Annotated in this window: 15 protein-coding genes; 10 read left to right on the top strand and 5 right to left on the bottom strand. The window is 53.9% G+C overall.

Annotation, left to right across the window (positions count from 1 at the left end):
• Window positions 1-13 precede the first annotated feature (13 nt).
• Complete coding sequence (locus NSU18_RS15285) at window positions 14-670, top strand: M48 family metallopeptidase (RefSeq protein ID WP_341149426.1); 657 nt, start codon at window positions 14-16, stop codon at window positions 668-670.
• Window positions 671-1,164: 494 nt separating this feature from the next.
• On the opposite strand, the gene NSU18_RS15280 is transcribed toward NSU18_RS15285, so the two are convergent.
• Window positions 1,165-2,040, bottom strand: coding sequence for a GNAT family N-acetyltransferase (locus tag NSU18_RS15280; RefSeq protein WP_341149425.1), 876 nt, complete (start codon window positions 2,038-2,040; stop codon window positions 1,165-1,167).
• A gap of 105 nt (window positions 2,041-2,145) precedes the next feature.
• Window positions 2,146-2,730, bottom strand: coding sequence for a GNAT family N-acetyltransferase (locus NSU18_RS15275; protein WP_341149424.1), 585 nt, complete (start codon window positions 2,728-2,730; stop codon window positions 2,146-2,148).
• 268 nt (window positions 2,731-2,998) lie between these two features.
• On the opposite strand from NSU18_RS15275, the gene NSU18_RS15270 reads away from it, so the two are divergent.
• The 6 genes from NSU18_RS15270 (at window position 2,999) to NSU18_RS15245 (ending at window position 8,759) form a co-directional block, all read left to right on the top strand.
• A complete protein-coding gene (locus NSU18_RS15270) occupies window positions 2,999-4,924 on the top strand; it encodes an asparagine synthase-related protein (protein ID WP_341149423.1) in 1,926 nt (641 codons plus the stop codon).
• 28 nt (window positions 4,925-4,952) lie between these two features.
• The gene (locus tag NSU18_RS15265) at window positions 4,953-5,078 is read left to right on the top strand and encodes a paeninodin family lasso peptide (protein WP_036694602.1); all 126 of its coding nucleotides are present in this window, start codon (window positions 4,953-4,955) and stop codon (window positions 5,076-5,078) included.
• A gap of 178 nt (window positions 5,079-5,256) precedes the next feature.
• Window positions 5,257-6,195: an aldolase gene (locus tag NSU18_RS15260; protein WP_341149422.1), complete on the top strand. Its 939-nt coding sequence runs from the start codon at window positions 5,257-5,259 to the stop codon at window positions 6,193-6,195.
• The gene (locus NSU18_RS15255; protein WP_341018709.1) at window positions 6,192-6,497 is read left to right on the top strand and encodes a lasso peptide biosynthesis PqqD family chaperone; all 306 of its coding nucleotides are present in this window, start codon (window positions 6,192-6,194) and stop codon (window positions 6,495-6,497) included. The genes NSU18_RS15260 and NSU18_RS15255 overlap by 4 nt, the downstream gene beginning before the upstream one ends.
• The gene (locus NSU18_RS15250; protein WP_341149421.1) at window positions 6,494-6,952 is read left to right on the top strand and encodes a lasso peptide biosynthesis B2 protein; all 459 of its coding nucleotides are present in this window, start codon (window positions 6,494-6,496) and stop codon (window positions 6,950-6,952) included. Before NSU18_RS15255 ends, NSU18_RS15250 begins: the two co-directional genes overlap by 4 nt.
• 13 nt (window positions 6,953-6,965) lie before the next feature.
• Window positions 6,966-8,759: an ABC transporter ATP-binding protein gene (locus tag NSU18_RS15245; protein WP_341149420.1), complete on the top strand. Its 1,794-nt coding sequence runs from the start codon at window positions 6,966-6,968 to the stop codon at window positions 8,757-8,759.
• Between the two features lie 396 nt (window positions 8,760-9,155).
• Here the strand turns inward: NSU18_RS15245 and NSU18_RS15240 are convergent, their stop codons facing one another.
• Window positions 9,156-10,352 carry a nucleotidyltransferase domain-containing protein gene (locus tag NSU18_RS15240; protein WP_341149419.1) on the bottom strand — a complete coding sequence of 399 codons (1,197 nt, stop codon included), beginning with the start codon at window positions 10,350-10,352 and terminating at the stop codon, window positions 9,156-9,158.
• 195 nt (window positions 10,353-10,547) lie between these two features.
• Between NSU18_RS15240 and NSU18_RS15235 the strand changes: the two genes are divergently transcribed.
• Window positions 10,548-11,258 (top strand): DUF554 domain-containing protein, encoded by a 711-nt coding sequence (locus NSU18_RS15235; protein WP_341149418.1) that lies wholly within the window; start codon window positions 10,548-10,550, stop codon window positions 11,256-11,258.
• A 32-nt stretch (window positions 11,259-11,290) separates the two neighbouring features.
• Here NSU18_RS15235 and NSU18_RS15230 read toward each other — a convergent pair whose 3' ends face one another.
• Window positions 11,291-12,247, bottom strand: a complete 957-nt coding sequence (locus NSU18_RS15230) for an NADP-dependent oxidoreductase (RefSeq protein ID WP_341149417.1) — start codon at window positions 12,245-12,247, stop codon at window positions 11,291-11,293.
• A gap of 201 nt (window positions 12,248-12,448) precedes the next feature.
• On the opposite strand from NSU18_RS15230, the gene NSU18_RS15225 reads away from it, so the two are divergent.
• Both NSU18_RS15225 and NSU18_RS15220 read left to right on the top strand, forming a co-directional pair.
• The gene (locus tag NSU18_RS15225) at window positions 12,449-12,889 is read left to right on the top strand and encodes a HEAT repeat domain-containing protein (RefSeq protein ID WP_341018720.1); all 441 of its coding nucleotides are present in this window, start codon (window positions 12,449-12,451) and stop codon (window positions 12,887-12,889) included.
• 101 nt (window positions 12,890-12,990) lie between these two features.
• Window positions 12,991-13,563, top strand: a complete 573-nt coding sequence (locus NSU18_RS15220; RefSeq protein ID WP_341018722.1) for a hypothetical protein — start codon at window positions 12,991-12,993, stop codon at window positions 13,561-13,563.
• Between the two features lie 97 nt (window positions 13,564-13,660).
• Here NSU18_RS15220 and NSU18_RS15215 read toward each other — a convergent pair whose 3' ends face one another.
• On the bottom strand, window positions 13,661-15,199 hold the full coding sequence (locus tag NSU18_RS15215) for an acyl-CoA synthetase (protein ID WP_341023070.1): 1,539 nt from the start codon (window positions 15,197-15,199) through the stop codon (window positions 13,661-13,663).
• Between the last annotated feature and the right edge of the window lie 191 nt (window positions 15,200-15,390).

Here is a 15,390-nt window from a genome sequence, read left to right as displayed (position 1 = left end):
AATGATGGTGGCTATGCAGATTCAACTAGAAGATCAGATGGTTACGTTACATGTCCAGTATGCTAAGCGCAAGAAGCTCTCCGTAACGGTGGACGGCTCGGATCTCATTACCGTTAAAGCGCCCAAGGGAACGAGTGAAGAGACGATACTCGGTGCGGTAGTAACCTTAAGCCCGAAGATTCTGGAGAAGCTGCGCAGCAATGCCGCGGCCCGGCAGGTGCCGAAGGTTAAGGCTTATGAGGGCGGTGAAGAAGCCTTCTTGTACTTGGGGAAGGAATATGCGCTGCATGAGCTGATTGGGGAGCGGCAGGCGGAGGCGGAGGAACTGAAGCTTGCACTGAAGAAGTTCTATACAGCCAGTCTGAAAAAAATCATTGCAGAGCGCATCAAGCCCTACCAGACGCAGCTCAGAGTGAAGCCGAAGAGTGTGGATATTGTGGAATCGCGGACCAAGTGGGGGAGCTGTAGCTTTGACGGCAAGCTGACGTTCAACTACCGCCTGGCCATGGCGCCGCCTGAAGTGATCGACTATGTCATCATTCATGAGCTGTGTCATCTGCTGCATATGAATCATGACCGTTCCTTCTGGCGGCGCCTGGGAAGTATCATGCCGGACTATAAGGAGAAGGAAGCGTACCTGGCCCGGCAGGGGCAGTTTATGACGCTGTGACCTATGGCACACCTTCAGCAAGAGACTTAGTTAGAGCTGTTCTCACTTATTGCAATTTGATGCTTCACTAGTAGCCCATCAGCTTTAAAACTGTAAGAATGACCTAAGGATTGTTAACGTCTGAGCATGAACATCGAGCTGATATTAGGCTGATATTGCACCCGCTGCAGCCTTCTACTTTTACATTTAAGTAGGTGATTGTATATCCTGCAATAGAAAATGGATTACTGACCGTAGAATGAGATTCTATTGTATTTCATACAGTAGAATGTTGTATTTTGGGTAAAAACTGGCTTTTGTTCAACATTCCATTGTACGGAATACAATAGATTCTATTTCGAAGACTTTTTTACGGCATTCCATTGTACAAAATGCAGTTACTATCGTCCCAGCGTCTCATTCTCACAGCATCCGAATGAATGCTGTGAGAATGAGACGTTGGTTCGTTAAGGTTCGGTAATGGTCATATTCACAATATTAATTCCGATGTTTCACTAGGCGATGGAAGTAGCCGGATGCTTGACGTTCGCAGGATATTGCTGCCCGCCCCGAGTACGGACGAATAAGCCCTCTGAATGGCTGGTGCCTGACAACTCCAGGTCAGGGTCATCCGGGGTGAAGTGGAAGACGATCGTCTCCGTGTCGCTGTCTGCAAGCTTCAGGGCGATGTCAAGGCAGGAAACAGGCTGTGTACTGATCAGATCGAAAAGCTCAAGCTGCCCATTCTCCTGCTGGCAGATGGCAATGAGATTCTCGTTCTCCAGGTAGTAGAGCTGATCGCTGAACACATTCAGGCAGTAGAACATCAGGAGTCCATAGGCGCCGCTGACGCCAAGACGCTCAGATACCGGTACCCGCTGCCCTCCAAGGGTAGAGACCAGGCTCAGATCATGCGGGTCGGCGATATTCAGTTTGCGGATTGCCGCAGATCCGGCAGCACCTCCGGGGCAGGCCATGGAGAAGATCTGTTCTTCCACTGGACGGAAGCCGAACTTAGGATAGAACTCCAAGACTGACTCATTGGCAAAAAGATACATGAACTCACACGCTTGTCCATACTCCTCCAGCACCTTGTCCATCAACCGGGCAGACAGGCCCCGTCCTCTGTAGTCGGGATGAGTCATCACCGTGCCGATCTGCACGGCAGGGAACTTCACTCCATTAATGGTTAGCTCTATTAAATTCACCGAGACATTCGCCACGATCCGGTCTCCCTCCGCATAAGAATAAGGAACATACTTATCCGTCCAGAAGCCTCCCTCATACCAGCGCTCCAGCTCCAGCCCGAACGTATTTTTTGCCAGCTCGAAAAAGCTGCTGCGCAGCGGCTCTATATCTTTATAATTGTAGACAAATTTAAAGCTATCCATGGTAGTTGCTCCTTCTGTATCGCGGGATCAAGTAATATATCCTAATTGTATTGTAACTCCCCCTCCGGAAGACAGGCATAAGATAAGTAAAATTAACTATTCCCGTTAATATTCAGCCCCGCGAACCTTTGAGTAGACCATTGTGTCTCTTAAGTTCCCCTGTACATCAGTCTTGTCATTGCGCAGGATACCTTCCAAAGTAAAGCCGGTACGTTCGGCTACGCGAGCGCTCCGCGTATTACGTGAGTCGCAACGGATCTCCAGCCGGTTAGCTTGTAACTCCTGTATGGCGAACTCCGTAATGGCATTCACTGCTTCTGTGATGTAACCTTGACCCGCGTATGAGGTGCGAACCCAATACCCGATTTCAAATTTACGCACCCGCCAATCAATCCTGTGCAGGCCGCTGCTCCCGATAAGCTGTCCCGTCTTCTTATGAAAAAGCAGCAGCCGGATATCGCTGCGTTCCAGAAACTGCAGCCGTGATTTCCGGATGGATACCTCCGATTCTTCCACGGAAGGGACCTGCCGGGCCCAAGGCATCCAGTGACGTAATTCCGCTGCGCTTTCCTGTACGGCTTCATGCACAGCGGCACCGTCTCCCCATACTACTGAGCGGATTTGCAGGCGGCTGCTTTCGAAGCTTTCCGGTACGGGAATCAGGATGGGGTCTATTGAATGAATGTTCATAAATCTAGCTCCTACTAAAGGTTTTTGGTGAATCAGTCACTCTAGTATAATCCATTATATACCATAGGTCATATTTCACCATTTCAATACCATAGATTTTAACTAAAGTCAATACGCTAAAGGATACCTAAAAGTACTCTCAGGTACTATTCACATTTAATGGCAAGAACGTTATCTTAGGTAATAAGAAGTGTTCACTATTAAGAACCTGTTCTAATGAACCTAGTACTGAAACGGTAGCGAAATTATAGACAGCTGGAGGTAACCCATGAGTGCAATCGCCGGGATCTATTCAATGCAGCATGGGCCGCTGGACCCGGAGCTCGGCCTGCGCCTGATGCAGGAGCTGCAGCGTTATCCGGCGGATGATGCCCGGGGCTGGAATGCGGAGGGACTGTTCCTCGGGTGCCACGCACAGTGGATAACCCCGCAGTCCCGGGGCGAAGTGCTTCCCTATTATGACCCGCAGCGGAAGCTCGCGATTGTGGCTGACGCCATCATTGATAACCGCAGCGAGCTCTTGGGACAACTTCAGGTGGTCCGGGAGGATCAGGAGTCGATGCCGGACAGCCTGCTGATTCTTCTGGCCTATGAGAAATGGGGGGACCAGGCTCCGGTGCATCTGATCGGAGATTTTGCCTTCATGATCTGGGATGCCGGCAGGCAGACGCTGTTTGGAGCGAGGGATTTCTCGGGGAGCCGGACGCTGTACTTTCACCGCTCTGGCAGACAGTTCTCCTTCTGCACCGTGATTCATCCATTGCTCGCGCTAATGGATGGAGCACATGCGCTGCATGAAGGCTGGATCTCGGAATATCTGGCAGGCCAAGGCCGGATGGATGTCGCGGATATGTTCTCCACGGTCTATCAGGGTGTGGAACAGCTGCCCCCGGCGCATTCGATGACAGTCAGCGCGAAGGGGATTACCTTCTCCAGGTATTACACCTTCCAGACTCCGTCTCCACTCCGGCTGCACAGCAATGGCGAGTATGAGGAAGCATTCCGTGAGGTGTTCGGACGTGCAGTCCGGGACCGGCTGCGTACCCATCTTGAGGCTGGTGCGAATTTAAGCGGCGGGCTGGATTCTGGGGCGGTGGTGAGCTTTGCGGCGGAGGAACTGCGCCGCACCGGTAAGCCGCTCTACACCTTCAGCTCGTATCCCCTGGATCATTTTACAGGGTTCAAGCTGGGTCAGCGGGTGACCGATGAGCGTCCATATATTCAGGAGACCGTCGATTATGTTGGGAACATTGAGCCTAGCTTTTACAATTTTCCTGACCGCAGCTCTTATGGCGAAATCGACGAATGGCTCGATATTATGGAGATGCCCTACAAATTCATAGAGAATTCCTATTGGCTGAGGGGCATATATGAGCAAGCCGGGCTGAAGAATGCGGGTGTGCTGCTCAGCGGACAGCGGGGCAACTGGAGTATCTCCTGGGGACCGGCTCTGGATTACCAGGCGAAGCTGCTGCGTGAATTCCGCTGGTTCCGCTTTTACCGGGAGAATAAGCTGTACAGCCACTCGATGGGAGTAAGCCGCAAAAGAATGCTGAAAATTGCCGGGCGCAAGGTCTTTCCCGCCTTGGGCCAGCTGATGGCCGGGAAGCAGGAGGCTGCACCGGAGCTGATCCATCCTGAATTTGCCCGGCGGACAGGGGTGCAGGAGCGGCTGAAGGAGCTGGACCAGTCGCCTGCTTCCCAGACCGTGTACGATATTCGCAGAGAGCATTTCCGCCAGCCGCATGTCTGGAATGTGAACGGAACGGCGGCTACCAAGCTGTCGCTGAAGTACAGGGTATGGGACCGGGATGCGACTAATGACCTGCGTGTCATCAACTTCTGTATGTCGGTGCCTGAGGAGCAATATGTCCAGGACGGAATGGACCGCTCACTTATCCGCCGGGCGATGGAGGGGCGGCTGCCGGATAAGGTCAGGCTTAACCAGACCCGGCGCGGTATTCAGGGAGCTGACGGCATTACCCGGATGCTGCCTGAGTGGCAGAGGTTCCAGCAGGAGTTGATGGAGATGCTGCAAGACCCCCGTGCTTCGTCTTATCTGAATCGTCCCGGGCTCGCCGGATGCTTGGACCGGCTGGGTAGTGAGCCCGAACCATTATTAATCTTTAACACAGATTTCCGCCTTCTTACGCGAGGACTGGTGTTCTACCGCTTTTTGAAGCGGCTCTCCTGAAGGACGTTTCTTGAAAGGGGGTGACAAGATGAAAAAGGAATACAGCAAGCCTGCATTGGAAGTGTTGGATGTGAAAATGACTATGGCTGGCCCGGGGGTATCCATTGCCGATGCGTTCCAAGCCGATCCAGATGAAATCGTTAGTCACTCCTAGTCTTCCAGCATTACCGTTCAGCCCTAATCCCTCTTAGCTTGCTGGAGGGGGATCAGGGCTATCCCTTTATCCGAAGTAACGTTCCGATATGGTACCGTCCTTTCAAAGGACGGCAATGCCGTTTCCACTTGTCATCCGCAAGACAACGGGTGAAATTGACTGAGATGGAGTGAGCAGTATGGCTGGCACAGTGCAATGCCTCGGTTATAAGGCTTTTGGCCTGCATATCCTCAGTGAGTTCGCGCTACCAGAACTTCCCCGTACGGACCACCCCGGAAGGATAGGGAGCCTGTCGGTAGTGGAAGGCAGTCTGTCTGCGCGCTGGGAAGCAATACCGAAGATTACGCCGAACTTGGGCATCGCGGAGCATGAAGTGATGTTCATGGTGAAAGGCACTGCTATTTTTTCTATACAGAACGGCAGTACGATTACAGTCTCTCCAGCAGCAGGCGCAGATCCCGATAGTATCCGCTTGTTCATTCTGGGCAGCTGTATGGGGGTAGTATTGATGCAAAAAGGCATACTGGCCCTGCATGGCAGCTCGCTTGTGCTGGACAATAAGGCCTATGCGCTGGTGGGGCGTTCAGGTGCGGGTAAATCCACGCTTGCCTCCTATCTGATGGATCAGGGACATCTCCTGGTCAGTGACGACGTTATTCCCGTGTTGGTGCATAATGGACATCCATTAGCTGTTCCAGGTTATCCGCAGCAGAAGCTGTGGCAGCAGAGCCTGGACTATTTGGGAATGAATTCGTCTGCGTACCGTCCGCTGTTTCAGCGGGAGACCAAGTTCGCCGTACCGGTGCATGACCGGTTCCAGAGTGAGCCGCTGCCGCTGGCCGGCATATTTGAACTGTCTGTGGTGCAGGACGGGCCGGTGGCCGTAGAGGCGATAAGCGGCTTGGGCCGGCTTCATACCCTATACAATCATACTTATCAAAAAGCGCTGGTCGACCCGATGGGGGTCAGAGAATGGCACTTCGGGCTGCTGGCCTCGTTCGTGAACCGCCTGCCGATGTACCGGCTGACCCGCCCTGAGCAGGGCTTCAGTGCCCCGCAGCAGAGGGAATTAATTATGGAGACGATTATGCCCAAGGTGAAGGAGATGAACCTATGAATATGAATACTGCAGAAGTGCTGTCACTGGAGTCAGTGCTGGTTCAACGGGAAGGCAATATCGCAAGTGACATGGACGGCGAGAAGGTCATGCTGAATGTGAAGAACGGCAAATACTACAACCTCGGCGAAGTCGGCGGTGAGATCTGGGAAGCGCTGGCGTCACCGGTATCCATTAGGCAGATTGCCGGGAAGATGCAGGAGATCTTTGAGGTACCGGCAGAGCTGGCACAGCAGGATGTCATTGATTTTGTACAGAATCTGCTGAATGAGGATCTTGTCTCCATCGTTAGCGGACCATGATCACCCTTCGGCGGCTCCGTCTTCTGCTGGTGCATGACAAGGCCGTGCTTGCGCTGATTCCCGAGACGTTATGGCGGCTGATGCTGGTCCGCATCCAGCTGTTGTTCCCCTTTGCCGGGACAGCTCCGCAGCTTGGGGTGAAGTCTATGGAGACTCCCATAGTATCCAGACCTTCCGATATTCGCCGCATCCAGCAGATTACCAAGGCGATCCGGGTGATGAGCCGCTATACTCCCTGGAAAAGCACCTGTATGGTCCGGGCGGTAGCCGGCCTGAAGATGCTGGAGAAGCGGGGCATTGAGAGCACCCTCTATATGGGGGTGGCCCGCGATAAGCAGGGGAAAATGATTGCCCACGCCTGGCTGCGCAGCGGAGCCCATTATGTGTCCGGGGATGATGCTATGCAAGGCTTCGTGGTGGTGGAGAAGTTCGCAAAGGTGTTACAAGCCGAGTAATCGAGGTGGGTCCATGCAAGCTATAATCTACTACGTCCGGCAGCTTCAGCGGTTGTCGGGCGTGAAGCTGTATCTTAATCTGCTGGGCATGGTGATCAGCGGTCTGCTGGAGAGCTCCGCCATTCTGCTGCTGGTTCCCATGCTCGGCATGGCTGGCATTCAGCTGGGCGGCGCGGCGGCGGGCTATCATCTTCCTGTGTTTGGATTCATCAGTGAACTGCCGCAATCCACAGCGCTGCTGCTGGTGCTGGGCAGTTATGTTCTGATTGTGCTCTGCCAGAATCTGATTGCAAGGTTCGTGGCGATCCGCAATGTCGAAATTCAGCAGACCTATGGCAGGCAGCTGCGGGTTGAGGTGTATAGCGCATTGCTGCGGGCGCAGTGGTCTTTTTTTCTGAGAAAACGCACCTCTGATCTGATCAATATGATGACCACCGAGCTGGCCAGAGTCCTGGCGGGTATCAGCGGCTTCCTGCAGTTTCTCACTTCGCTGTTGTTCACCCTGGTGCAGATTGCTTTTGCCTTCTGGCTATCTCCCAAGATGACACTGGCGGTGCTGGTCTGTGCGGCACTGCTGTCCATCTTCTCCCGGCGGTTCATCCGTAAGGCGAAGAGGCTGGGCAGCCGCAGCACGGAGCTGGGCAAGACGTATCTGGGCGGTATCACCGATCAGCTGAACGGGATCAAGGATATCAAAAGCAATAATCTGGAGCAGTCCCGCCTCGAGTGGCTGCATGCCTTCACCGGCGAGGTCAAGCAGGAGCAGCTCGACTACACACGCCTGCGCTCTAACTCCCAGCTCCTGTATAAGCTGTCCTCCACGCTGCTGATTGCTGTATTTATCTTCGTCTCCTTCCGGTTCATGCAAGTGCAGGGGCCGAATCTGCTGCTGGTCATTCTCGTCTTCACCCGGCTGTGGCCGACCTTCTCGACGCTCCAGTCGCTGCTGGAGCAGCTGGCCTCTGTAGTGCCATCCTTCAAACAACTGCAATCGCTGCAGCAAGAATGTCTGGCTGCTTCCGAGCATGAAGCCGATCAAGGCGGAGAACGGGTGCCGCCTATGACGCTGGAGTACGGCCTGGAGGCCCGGAATGTCGATTTCCGTTATCATGCAGGCGAGGAGTATTCGCTTCAGAATGTGAATGTGCGGATTCCTGCCCGGCAGATGACGGCGATTGTCGGACGTTCAGGCGCCGGCAAAAGCACGCTCGTCGATCTGCTCATGGGACTGATGCAGCCGGAGAACGGGGAGATTCTGGCGGATGGTGAGCCGGTCACAGGGGAGCGGCTGCTGTCCTACCGGAGATCCATCGGGTATGTGGCACAGGACCCGTTCCTGTACAACGCTACCATCCGCGATAATCTGATGATGATCAAGCCGGATGCGGAGGAAGCGGAGCTGTGGGAGGCACTGGAGTTTGCTTCCTCAGCGGACTTTGTCCGCAAGCTGCCGGACGGACTGGATACACTGCTCGGTGACCGGGGTGTCCGCCTGTCGGGCGGCGAGCGGCAGCGTCTGGTACTGGCGCGCGCCATTATCCGCAAGCCGTCGATTCTGGTGCTCGATGAGGCGACCAGCGCGCTCGATACCGAGAATGAGCAGCGGATTCAGGAGGCGCTGGAGCGGATTAAGGCTTCCGTGACCGTCATCGTCATTGCCCACCGCCTGTCCACGATCCGCGATGCCGATCAGATTCTGGTCATCGACCAGGGCCGGGTCATCCAGCAGGGAGTCTATAGCGGCCTGGCTTCGGAGAAGGGCGGCATGTTTAGCCGATTGTTGAAGGGGCAGGAAGAAGCTGGATAAGGGTCGGACGGAGATGGACGGAGCTTAAATACATGAAATTGAAATTGCCTAAGAGCTAGAACGTCACTCACTGCGGAGATTTAATCGAAAAACCGATTACATTGGATGAGCGCAGAGGTTGTGGCCCGAATGTAATCGAAAAACCGATTACATTGGATGAGCGCAGGGGTTGTGGCCCGAATGTAATCGAAAAACCGATTACATTGGGCGAGCGCAGGGGTTGTGGCCCGAATGTAATCGAAAAACCGATTACATTGGGCGAGCGCAGGGGTTGTGGCCCGAATGTAATCGAAAAACCGATTACATTGGCTGGCCGCCACCCCGCTCCGAAACCGTAAAAAGGCAAGTGCTGCTAATCTAACGCAGCACTTGCCTTTTTGGTATAGCTGTCCCTGCCTACATCTCCTTCTCCGCCCCCGTAATCTTCCGCCAGCTCCACAGTAAAGGCCGCAGCGGGAAATACAAGAAATGCAGCATCTTCGGCAGCGGCAGCGTCTTGGCATCCGCAGCATAAGGGTACAGGAAGCTGGCGGAGCGGAGCATCCGGCTTCGGGTAGATAGAATGCTCGGCAGGTACCGCTTGAAGTGTTGCTCCACCTCCGGCTCCAGCGGAGGGGTATTCAAATTCACAATCCGGGGGAGATAGAACAGAATGTCCTGTGCCAGCCTGCGGGCCTTGGGGCTGTCCATCAGAGGGGCAAGGCTGGAATCGACAGGCGTCTCCAGCAGCTCACTGGCCAGAATCAGCGTCTGTCCTCCTATGGCGTTGTGATCATAGCGCTGTAGTAAGCGGACCAGGTTGGCGGAGTCGGGCGGCTGCTGCCCCATTAGCAGCATTTTGATGTCCTGCAGCCATCTCAGCCTGGACCAGGCATGTCTCGCACCGTGTACAGCCAGGAACATGAACAGCTCCTCCGGCCCCAGATAGCGGACATTCTGGCCGAAGGTGCTGCTGGTCCGTGAATGACGCCATAGTTCATCGAACGCAGGTTCTTTGGCAGGACCCGGTCCTAGCCGCCAGTGCAGCTCCAGATTAACATTGCTAATCGGATGCACGAACGTCGAATGATGCTCCCGCCATTTCCAGTCGCCAAGCAGGCTCTCGAACTTGTCTTCCTTCTCATAGCCCAGCCGGATCAGCAGGGTTTCGGCTTCCTCCAGCTGTTCAATCGGCACCAGGAAGTCCAGATCCCGGGAGGTGCGCTGCGACAGGTCTCCGTACAGCTCCTGCCCAAGCACCGGCCCTTTGAGGAACAGACAGCGGATATTCAGCTCGGCCAGCTGACTTGCGATATTGCTCATTTCACCGCTAAGCTGGAGCATCTGCACCGTATTCCTGCGGTATTGCCATTTCAGCTGCTCCAGAACGTCAGAAGGAACCACCTTCTCCTCCATCTTGCTCAGCCTGGAATAGAGATAGGGATACACCCTGTGCTGACGGTTCAGCTCCACGAATAAGTCCCAGTTCACCTCTGTGAACAACTGCGGATGCTTCCGCGCCGTCTCATCTGGATTTCCGGAATTCAGTAGTGCAAGAATAAGGCGTACTTCCTTGGTTAAGCTTGCCTGATTAAGAATCATCCGGTCAGTCATAGAGACGCTCCTTACCTTCTATTAAAAACGATATTAGTGAGCGTACCATCGATAACCGAAATTTGTCAATTTTCCACCGGTGCGTCTTGGAACCTGTCATTCCTGCCGGCAGAGAATCATCTTGACTCCACAGTGGCGGCTGCCCTTATAATGCAGATTAAGAGAGAAAAGAATCGACGGGAGAGTTGCTGAGGAATGGTACTGCTCGGAGCAATCGTGAATGGAATAGCAATAATTGCCGGGACTCTGCTGGGCAGGTTGCTGGAGCGGATACCGGAGAGTATGAAGAATACTGTAATGCAAGCGATTGGACTGGCGCTTATGCTGCTGGGGGTGCAGATGGGCCTGAAAAGCGGGAATTTCCTCATCGTCATTCTAAGTCTGGTGATCGGCGCTGTGGCCGGGGAGTGGATCAACATTGAAGACAAATTCACCCGCGTGGGCGATTGGCTGGAGCGCAGAGCGGGTGCGGGCGGACAGGGGAGTATCTCGCTGGGTTTTGTCACGGCAAGTCTGGTGTTCGTTGTAGGGGCCATGGCTATTCTAGGAGCGCTGGACAGCGGTATCAAAGGCAACCATGAGATCCTCTACGCCAAATCCATCATGGACGGATTCATTGCCATAATTCTGACTTCTACATTAGGCATTGGTGTGATGTTCTCGGCCATTCCTGTTGTTCTGTATCAAGGGGCCATCGCTTTACTGGCTACGCAGATTACCCGGTTTGTACCTGATGCGCTGCTGAGCGACTGTATTGCAGAGATGACCGCTACAGGCGGGGTCATGATTATCGGAATCGGGCTGAATCTGCTCGGGATCACCAAGATCAAGGTAGCCAACCTGCTGCCCGGTATCCTGGTGGCTGTGCTGCTGGTCGTGCTGATACATAACTTTCAAGTGAATTGAGACCTTCTCTACGCTGGAAAAAGAAGATCCCGTTATTGCTGCTTTTCAATTATCGTGATAGCAATAACACCCTGTGCCTTCCCGCTTACGCTGAGCGCATGGGCAGTATGCAGCCCTTCCTTACTCATCGGAAAAGTACCGCCGGTCAGCAGCTGCAGCTTCCGCCCGGCCGTCAGCCGGGCCAGCTCGCTCAGCTGGTAGAGATCGGCAGCGGGAGTCAGATAAGCTGCTGTAACTCCTTGCTGTGCTGCCAAGGCCGGATCAGGCTGTTCAGCCGTGGAGATCAGCCTTCCGCCCGGAGCCAGTACCGCGAAGCTGCGGCTTAGCACATTGCCTCCTGCGGTATCAATCACCACATCGATGCTCTGGCCCAGAATCGCGGCACAATCCTGCACGCTGCTGTTAATCGCCTGATCGGCCCCGAGGCCCCAGACAACATCCAGCTCCTCATCGCTGCTGACGGTAGTAATCACCGTGGCGCCCCGGAGCTTGGCCAGCTGCACCGCGAAGCTGCCGGTTCCGCCTGTACCATTCTGCACCAGCACGCGGTCCCGGCTTGCGACCTTGGCAGCAGCCAGTGCCTGCCAGGCAGCAAGTCCGGCAGCGGGTAACACCCCGGCTGCTGCGAAGGATATACCCGGAGGCTTAAGCGCAAGCTCATCCTCCTTGGCCAACGTATATTCCGCGTAACCTCCGCTCTCGGCAGCAGACTTCAGACCGAATACCTCGTCGCCAGCCTTGAAGCGGTTCACCCCTGCGCCGGTATCCGTAACGATTCCGGCTACAACCACGCCTGGAATGAACGGACGGGCAGCAGGGCGTTCTCCACTGGCAATCCGCGCTTCTTCCAGGTTTCTGCTATCTGCCGGATGAAGCGAGGTCGCATACATCTCAATCAGCACCTCGTGCTCACCCGGAACAGGCAGAGGGAGTTCTATCTCCGTTAGATCGCCGTGCGGTCCGGTCATATGTATAGCAATGGCCTTCATCTATAGTTGGCCTCCTTTATCTAATGGCGGATGATTTGGTACATACTATACGCATACGGCTACCGTTAGTCAAAATCCGTACCCCAAGTCTTTTTCCATGAATGTTTGGACAAAAGATTGAAATCAAGCAGCGCAGTACGGTAGAATTGCACTAGGTAACGTTCTAAATATCAGATTTAACCAAGAAGGGGATTGTAACGCTTGAATAATGAAGAAGTAATCCAAGAGCTGCCAGAGAACTATGACGAACTGAAGAAGGCCGCCGGCCGTTCCGCAGACTGGAGAGCGCGTCTTGCAGCGGTAGAAGAGCTGGGCCGCTACAACCACAAACAAATTATCGATATCCTTAATCGTCTGATGATCAGCGATCCTGTATATACCGTGCAAGAAGCCGCATATAACAAGCTGGTGGCTTTTGGCGAAGAGGTCAAGGTTCCATCGAAGAATAAAGCCGAACTGTTCAGAGGAGTGTCCAAGATTATTCTGCGGATTAAGAAGAGTCTCCCCAAGGACCATTCTTACGAAGAGTTCAAAGAGAAGCTGAAGAAGATGCGGATTGACGTCTACGATGCTTATGAAGGCGAGAAGGGCGCGGATTTCGATCAGTGGCTGGAGAAGATGTGGACTTCGGCTGCCAAGTAACCGGTCTCCAATAACATAGCGAATTAGCATGACGGCACCAAGCGGAGAGATAGGGGCGTTCCTTATCGCTCCGCTATATTTTTGTGGGAAAGGATGATTACATGCTTACCGGTACATTTCAGGAGTTCCTTGAGTTGTCCACGCAGCTGCGTCCCGGGTACACCGCCAGTCTGGGTGAAGCTCCGGCAGGAGGCAGCGATGTGATATTAGAGTTTACACCCGAAGTACCTGCGCTCCTGCGTGTGGTCTATGATAAGGTTCTTGGAACGGGCCAGGCCGAGGAAGATCCCAGTCTGCTGGAGTTCATTCCGGGCTACCGGCTGATTCATATCGGCGAATACGGCCATGAAGTGAAGATCCTGTCAGGGATTCTGCAGGAGAAGGGATATACCGGCGGTGGAACCGTGTTGCCGCTGCTAACGAACTATGGAAGTGATTATATCTGCTACTACCGCTCTGAGGAAGGCGTGGAACGGATATGCGATCTGCTGCACGACTACGGCGATCTGGTGGTGATGTACGATTCACCGGAGAATTTTCTGGAGACGCTGTGTGAATTCTATAAGCATGAGGTCTATTTCCTGGATGAGGAAGGCTACCTGGACTGCGATCTGGTAAAAGAAGGCGAAGTAGGCGCAGCGCTCAACCCGGAGGCGGAATATTGGTCTGAGTAAGGTACGTACTGCCCGCTCAGGCGTCAAAAACAAAAAAATCCCCATCCTGTATCACTACAGGAACGGGGATTTTTTTGTTTAGGCAGAGTAGCTTTTGTTACAAATTAGCACGCTTCTCCTGCTCGCGCAGCTCGATTCTGCGGATTTTTCCGGAGGTAGTCTTCGGCAGATCCGTGATGTATTCGATTTTGCGCGGATACTTGTAGGGAGCGGTCTGCTCCTTCACATGGGCTTGCAGCTCTTTGGTCAGCTCCGGTGTTCCGGCATGGCCGTCTCTCAGTACGATAAACGCCTTGACGACTGATCCGCGGATCTCATCCGGGCTTGCAACTACCGCACATTCCTTAACAAGGCTATGCTTCATCAGCGCCTCTTCGACCTCGAATGGCCCGATCGTGTAGCCCGAGCTGATGATGATGTCATCGCCGCGCCCCTCGAACCAGAAATAGCCGTCCTCATCCTTGCGCGCCCGGTCGCCGGTTACAAAATACTCCCCATGCGAGCAGTTCGCTTTGCGCTCAGGATCTTTGTAGTAGTTCTGGAACAAGGCAGGCATGCTCAGATGTACGGCGATATCACCAACCACCCCGGCAGGCAGCGGATGGCCGTCCTCGTCGATCACCTCGACAATGCCCGGAGCAATCGATTTGCCCATGGAGCCGACCCGGATCGGTTCATCCTTCAGCGCTGCGATGATGAGTGTGCTCTCTGTTTGTCCATAGCCGTCACGGATTGTAATATTGAAGTGTTGCTGGAAGGTATGAATCACTTCCTGATTCAGCGGTTCACCGGCGGATACAGCACAGCGCAGGTTGGACAGGTCGTAGTCTGCCAGACCTTCAGTCTTCGCCATCAGGCGGTATTCTGTCGGTGTGCAGCATAATACCTGGATCTTCTCATCTTGCAGCAACTGCAGGTAGCGTTCCGGATGGAAGGCTCCGTTATAGACAAAGCCAGTCACCCCGTTGCCGAGTACCGTCAGGAACGGACTCCAGATCCACTTCTGCCAGCCCGGTGCGGCTGTAGCCCAGACCGTATCTGATTCACGGATATCAAACCAGAGGGAGGACGTGATCCGCAGATGGGCATATCCCCAGCCATGCGTGTGAACTACTGCTTTGGGATTGCCGGTGGTTCCGGAGGTATAGGCCAGAATGGCAATATCATCGCGGCGGCTGGCAACCGTAGGGTAGGAATCAGCTTGTCCTTCCATTAGACCCTCCAGGTCGATCCAGCCTTCTTCAGGCTCAGCCGCACCACTGGAGACGGATAAGCGGTAGTCCAGTGCGGGAAGATCATCGGAGATTTTGTTGACTTCCCCTGTAGCTTCAGACCAGACAATAACGGCCCGTGCTTCAGAGTGTTGCAGCCGGTACGAAAGATCCTTTGCCCGCAGCATTTCAGACGAAGGAATAACAGCCAGTCCCAGCTTCAGGCAGGCCAGATATATCGCGTAAGCGATGATGCGGCGGGGGACCATAACCAGAACCCGGTCGCCTTGCGTAAGTCCGAGACCGGCCAGTCCGCCGGCGAGACGGTTAGCCTGAGCCATGAGCGCACCATAAGTGATTTGCTCCAGGCTCCCATTTTCATGTAACCATTTAATGGCAATCTTATCTTCAGGATGCTGCTCCATTTCCGAAGTGAGATTGTAGAATTCAGGTGCGACCCAGCGTTGATTATCCAAATGAACCTCTCCTATTATTAAGTAATGATGTATCTGTTAACTACAGTATAGCACGTTCTCCTAGTACCAGATGCTAATCAGCCCCTGGGACATTGGAGAATGTTCTGTGACAGTCTTTATTTTGAACAACTTGATGCATA

Source organism: Paenibacillus sp. FSL H8-0048, assembly GCF_038002825.1.
Taxonomy (GTDB): Bacteria; Bacillota; Bacilli; order Paenibacillales; family Paenibacillaceae; genus Paenibacillus_AQ.
Note: the sequence above shows the minus strand (reverse complement) of the source record. Positions and strands in the feature narration are given on the sequence as shown.

Excerpts from the sequence above, each read along its gene's own strand:
- NSU18_RS15280 (WP_341149425.1), bottom strand. The coding sequence starts at position 2,040 with ATGGATAGCTTTAAATTTGTCTACAATTATAAAGATATAGAGCCGCTG.
- NSU18_RS15270 (WP_341149423.1), top strand. The coding sequence starts at position 2,999 with ATGAGTGCAATCGCCGGGATCTATTCAATGCAGCATGGGCCGCTGGAC.
- NSU18_RS15275 (WP_341149424.1), bottom strand. The coding sequence starts at position 2,730 with ATGAACATTCATTCAATAGACCCCATCCTGATTCCCGTACCGGAAAGC.
- NSU18_RS15240 (WP_341149419.1), bottom strand. The coding sequence starts at position 10,352 with ATGACTGACCGGATGATTCTTAATCAGGCAAGCTTAACCAAGGAAGTA.
- NSU18_RS15265 (WP_036694602.1), top strand. The coding sequence starts at position 4,953 with ATGAAAAAGGAATACAGCAAGCCTGCATTGGAAGTGTTGGATGTGAAA.
- NSU18_RS15255 (WP_341018709.1), top strand. The coding sequence starts at position 6,192 with ATGAATATGAATACTGCAGAAGTGCTGTCACTGGAGTCAGTGCTGGTT.
- NSU18_RS15250 (WP_341149421.1), top strand. The coding sequence starts at position 6,494 with ATGATCACCCTTCGGCGGCTCCGTCTTCTGCTGGTGCATGACAAGGCC.
- NSU18_RS15230 (WP_341149417.1), bottom strand. The coding sequence starts at position 12,247 with ATGAAGGCCATTGCTATACATATGACCGGACCGCACGGCGATCTAACG.
- NSU18_RS15235 (WP_341149418.1), top strand. The coding sequence starts at position 10,548 with ATGGTACTGCTCGGAGCAATCGTGAATGGAATAGCAATAATTGCCGGG.
- NSU18_RS15245 (WP_341149420.1), top strand. The coding sequence starts at position 6,966 with ATGCAAGCTATAATCTACTACGTCCGGCAGCTTCAGCGGTTGTCGGGC.
- NSU18_RS15285 (WP_341149426.1), top strand. The coding sequence starts at position 14 with ATGCAGATTCAACTAGAAGATCAGATGGTTACGTTACATGTCCAGTAT.
- NSU18_RS15260 (WP_341149422.1), top strand. The coding sequence starts at position 5,257 with ATGGCTGGCACAGTGCAATGCCTCGGTTATAAGGCTTTTGGCCTGCAT.
- NSU18_RS15220 (WP_341018722.1), top strand. The coding sequence starts at position 12,991 with ATGCTTACCGGTACATTTCAGGAGTTCCTTGAGTTGTCCACGCAGCTG.
- NSU18_RS15215 (WP_341023070.1), bottom strand. The coding sequence starts at position 15,199 with ATGGAGCAGCATCCTGAAGATAAGATTGCCATTAAATGGTTACATGAA.